This window comes from Cupriavidus sp. R6-3 (assembly GCF_059772245.1).
Map to the genome: position 1 here is coordinate 1 of NZ_JCBAJO010000288.1, position 4,985 is coordinate 4,985.

Below are 4,985 nucleotides of genomic sequence, written 5' to 3' on the forward strand. Positions count from 1 at the left end.
CTGGCGGCCAAGGCCGCCGAGGACACGATGTTCTACCGCTACGGGCGGCTGCTGTCGCGCAACGAGGTGGGCAGCCACCCCGCCACGCTGGCGATGCCGCCGGATCGCTTCCACGCCCGCATGGCGGTGCGCGCGCAGGTGTGGCCGCACGCGATGCTGGCGACCGCGACCCACGACCACAAGCGTGGCGAGGACATGCGGATGCGGCTCGCGGTGCTGAGCGAACTGGCGCCGGAATGGCAGGCCGCGGTCGGCGAGTGGGAAGCCCGCGCCCTGCGGCTGGCGGGCTCGGGCGAACGCGCCGTTCCCGATGGCGCCGACCGGCTGATGCTGTATCAAACGCTGGTCGGTGTCTGGCCGCCCGAGCTGCCGGCCGACCGCGATGCCGGCGACCCGGCCGTGCACGCCCTGCTCGAACGCGTGGGTGCCTGGCAGACCAAGGCGGTGCGCGAGGCCAAGCGGCACGGCCACTGGACCTGGCCGGACGAGGCCTACGAACAGGCCTACGCGGGGCTGCTGCAGGCGATGGCGCAGAGCGATCTGCTCGGCAGCGTGGCGCGCTTCGCGCAGCGCATCGCACCGGCCGGCGCGCTCAACAGCCTGGCGCAGACGCTGCTGCAACTGACCGCGCCCGGCGTGCCGGACCGCTATCAGGGCACGGAGGGCTGGGACTTCAGCCTGGTCGATCCCGACAATCGCCGCCCGGTCGATTACGACGCGCTGCGCGCGGCGCTGGCCTGCACGGCGGGCTGGCAGAGCTGGCTCGAGCAATGGCGCGACGGCCGCATCAAGGTGCAACTGGTGCGCGCGCTGCTGGCCGCGCGCCAGGAGCAGCCGGCGCTGTTCCGCGATGGCGGTTACCGGCACTTGCATGGCGAAGGCCCGGCGGCCTCGCATCTGCTGGCGTTCGAGCGCCGCCGCGGCGACGAGCGCGTCATCGCCATCACCACGCGGCTGGCCGCAAGGCTGGTGCAGGATCGGCCCGCCGTCGCGCCCGCGGCATGGGGCGACACGCTGCTGTGCGTCGGCGAGCCGGGCGCCAGCCGCTGGACCGACGCACTGACCGGCCGCACGCTGTCGGCGCCGAACGGCCGCCTGCGCGTGGCCGACGTGCTGGACCCGCTGCCGGTCGCGCTGCTGCGCCGTACCGGCTGAGGGGTCTGCGCCGATGCCACCGTGCGGTGCGTATCTGCCGACCGGTGCCGTCTGAATCGGTGCCGTCTGAATCGGTGCCGTCTGAATCGGTGCCGTCCGAATGGGTACCGTCCGAATCGGTACCGTCTGAGCGGTACCGGCCGAGCGCTACAGCCGCGACGGGCTCGACTGTCCGTCCACGGCGCGCGTCGGCGCCAGGATGCCGGCCTTGACCAGCGTCTGCGCGTTCCAGGGCTTGAGCAGGAACGGCAGCCCCGACACCGATGCGAGCGCGATCATGTCGGCGTCGTCGGTCATCAGGATCACCGGCAGGAAGGGAAAGCTGCGGGTCAGCCGATCGCGCAGCGCCAGTCCGCCGAGCGCGGGACCGAGGCGCGCATCCGCAATCACCAGATCGAAGCCGTAGCGGTCGGTCGCCGCCATTGCCTCGGCCTCGTCGCGCACCAGCGTCACGCGATGGCCAGTTGCCTGCAGCGATTCGACCGCGCTCTGCACGCTGCGCGGCTGATCGGCGACGATCAGCACCGCGCTGGCGCCGGCCCCCCAGCGCGTGCGCGCATGGCTGTCGCCATGCTGCCAGGCCGGCAGATAGAGCCGCACCGTGGTGCCCTTGGCCACCTCGGATTCGATCACCGCCACGCCATCGACTTCGCGGCAGAAGTCGTGTACCTGCGCCAGTCCCAGGCCGCTGCCTAGGCCCGCGGTCTTGGTGGTGAACAGCGGCTCGAAGACGCGCTCCACCACCTCGGGCGGCATGCCCTTGCCGTTGTCGCGCGCCGACAGGCAGACATAGTTGCCGCGCATGCCGCCGGGACGGCTGCCATCGAGCGTCACGTTGGATGCCGTCACCACGAACTGCCCGCCGCTGGGCATCGCATCGCGCGCGTTCGACGCCAGGTTCATCATCGCCAGTTCGAGCTCGTTCTTGTCCGCGCAGACCGGCCAGCAGGCCGGATCGATCTCGTAGCGCAGCTGCACGCGCGGACCCAGGGTCGAGCGGATCAGCGGCGTCCAGCCCTCTGCTTCCTGCGGCAGGAGCAGGACTTCCTTGCGGTGCTGGCGCTTGCGGGCCATGCCGATCAGCTGGTTGCTCAGCGCGACGCCGCTCGCCACGCTGCGCTTGATGCCGGCCAGCGCCTTCTCGCGCGCGACATCGGGGCGCGTGATCATCAGGTCGGTATTGAACGAGATCACCGACAGCACATTGCGGAAGTCGTGCGCGACCGAGGTGATCAGATGCCCCACCGCCTCGAGCTTGCGCGACTGCCGATAGCGCTCCTCCACCTCCTGCCGGCGCGTGACCTCCTCCTGCCAGCGCAGATACGACTGCTCCTCGCGCTTGAGCCGGCGCAGGCTCATCCAGGCCAGCGCCCACAGCGCGAAGGCGGGAATCGCCGCGACGGTCGCGCCGATATACAGCCGGTGCCGCCACTGCGCGTGGATCACCCGCATCGGAATGTCGACCACCGCGTGCAGCAGCCCGCCGCCGATCGCCCAGTGCGCAACGATGCTGTCTTCGCCGCCCAGGCCCGGCATCCGCGCGACGCTGTCGCCGGACCCTTCCGATACGCGCTGCAGCCCCTCGCGCACCGCATCGGGCACCTGCTCGGGCACGCTGTCCGGATACGCGGCCAGCACGACGCCGTCGCTGCGCACCAGCGCGGCCTGGGCGCCGGTCTCCTGGCTCAGCACGTCGCGATAGAAGTCGGCGAAATACGAGGGGCGCAATGCCACCGACACCAGCCCGGCGACATTCGCGTCGGGACCGAGCCGCGGCATGCTGACGTTGATCACCCGCTCGGGTACCACCTTGTCGGTGACCACGCCGGTCACATCGAACGGACGCAGCCCGCCGACGATGGCGCGGAAGTCCTCGCGCTCGCTGATCGAGACGCGCGGCACCGGGTAGAAGCGGCTGCTGGCCAGCAGCACGCCCTGCTCGTCGTAGACCGCCAGCGACGACGCCTGCGGCAGGCCGCCGACGATATCGGCCAGGCGGGTATGGACGTCGTCCTCGTGCTGCCGCAGCTGCGCGTTGCTCCAGCCCGCGGTGGCATCGCGGATGCGGCTGTTGATCTGGTGATTGCCTTCGAAGACCTTGCTGGCGTGCTCCTGAATCACGCGGGCGAGCCGCGCGGAGCGCTGCTCGGCCTCGGCCACGTCCGCGCGCAGCGACAGCCACGCCCAGGTGGCCAGCACCGCCGCGGGGAACAGGATCGCGCCGAACAGCAGCGCGACCAGGGTACGGCGCTGCGTGGCGAAGTAGTGGCGCGTGCCGAGATAGCTGTGGGGCATGGTGGCAAGGGGCTGGACCGGGCAACCGCGATGGCGGCCACTGCACGAATGCGCAGCTTACCCCAGCAAGCATTCAGGTTAGACGCCGAGCCCCGAACGTCAAGCGCGAGCGCCCCCCGATGGGCCGGTGCCGGACGACCCATCGATCCCTTGCCACAACGAAACTTGCCTTTGCCTAGCCGTTGATCACCTCGCCGCCGTTGATATGCAGCACCTGCCCGGTGATATAGCTGGCCGCGCGCGAGGCCAGGAAGACGAAGCCGGCCGCCACCTCGAACGGCTGGCCGGGACGCCCCATCGGCGTCTCCTTGCCGAACTTCTCGACCTGCTCCGGCGGGAAGGTCGACGGGATCAACGGGGTCCAGATCGGGCCCGGCGCCACGCCGTTGACGCGGATGCCGCGCTTGACCACCTGCAGCGCCAGCGAGCGCGTGAACGAGACGATCGCGCCCTTGGTCGACGAATAGTCGAGCAGGTGCGCGCTGCCGCGATAGGCGGTGACCGAGGTGGTATTGACGATCGCCGAACCCGGCTGCAGATGCGGCAGCGCGGCGCGGGTCAGGTGGAACATCGCGAAGACGTTGGTGCGGAAGGTCGCCTCGACCTGGGCCTCGTCGATCTGCTCGGGCTGCTGCTTCGGATGCTGCTCGGCCGCGTTGTTGACGAGGATGTCCAGCTTGCCGAGTTCCTTGACGGTCCGCTCGACGACCTGCGCGGCATGGGCGCTGTCGCCGAGATCGCCGTCCATCAGCAGGCAGCGGCGGCCCGCTTCCTCGACCAGCCGCGCGGTTTCCTTGGCATCCTCATGCTCGTTCAGATAGGCCACCGCGACATCGGCGCCCTCGCGCGCGAAGGCCACCGCGACGGCGCGGCCAATGCCGCTGTCGCCCCCGCTGATCAGCGCGACCTTGCCGGTCAGCTGGCCGCTGCCGACATAGTCGTCGGCGCCGCTGTCGGGCTTCGGATGCATCTCGCTTTCCAGGCCGGGCTGCCGGTCCTGGTGCTGTGGCGGGAGTTGCTCGGGTGTGGCCATGGGCTTTCTCCTGTCTGGCAAACGTTGGCGAACGCCACGCCTGGCGCGTGGCACCTTGCCGTGGGGCCGCAACTTTCATGCCGCCGCCGGCATATGGCGTCCTTCCCCGCCCCAGCCGCTTCCACCCCGCTCATCGGTCCGGATGGCCCCGCCCCGGCGCTCTCCTCCTTACAACCGCGCTGGCAATCCTTACCGGCGACACCGGTCGTCCCGCGTCCTTGCGGGTAAACCATGACCGCGTCCGGCCTAAGGTCCGCCTCCGATCTGCCGATATCGTCGGTGCGGCGGCATGCCGTCGTGCGGCCGCGATAACAACATCACAACGAATGCGAAATTGCAACGACAGGGGGTCGAATGGGTAGCAGCACGCTCGCTTTGCGCGCGGAAGCGGGTCACACCGCCACGCGACCGGATGAACGCGTGCCGGAGGCGCAGGCCGCCGGCACGCTGCTGGAGGCCGTCCACCGGCGCGCCGACCGCCTGCTGGTCGGAACGATCTGGC

At 70.4% G+C, this 4,985-nt stretch carries 3 protein-coding genes; 1 reads left to right on the top strand and 2 read right to left on the bottom strand.

Features of this window, described 5'->3' with window-relative positions:
- A partial coding sequence (locus AC6EI8_RS24055) for a malto-oligosyltrehalose synthase (RefSeq protein WP_498383071.1) occupies window positions 1-1,155 on the top strand: 1,155 nt, incomplete at its 5' end.
- 147 nt (window positions 1,156-1,302) lie between these two features.
- On the opposite strand, the gene AC6EI8_RS24060 is transcribed toward AC6EI8_RS24055, so the two are convergent.
- Together AC6EI8_RS24060 and AC6EI8_RS24065 are read right to left on the bottom strand one after the other, a co-directional pair.
- Complete coding sequence (locus AC6EI8_RS24060; RefSeq protein ID WP_498383072.1) at window positions 1,303-3,450, bottom strand: ATP-binding protein; 2,148 nt, start codon at window positions 3,448-3,450, stop codon at window positions 1,303-1,305.
- A 175-nt stretch (window positions 3,451-3,625) separates the two neighbouring features.
- Window positions 3,626-4,483, bottom strand: a complete 858-nt coding sequence (locus AC6EI8_RS24065; protein ID WP_265633644.1) for an SDR family oxidoreductase — start codon at window positions 4,481-4,483, stop codon at window positions 3,626-3,628.
- Window positions 4,484-4,985: the final 502 nt, after the last annotated feature.

Excerpts from the sequence above, each read along its gene's own strand:
- AC6EI8_RS24060 (WP_498383072.1), bottom strand. The coding sequence starts at position 3,450 with ATGCCCCACAGCTATCTCGGCACGCGCCACTACTTCGCCACGCAGCGC.
- AC6EI8_RS24065 (WP_265633644.1), bottom strand. The coding sequence starts at position 4,483 with ATGGCCACACCCGAGCAACTCCCGCCACAGCACCAGGACCGGCAGCCC.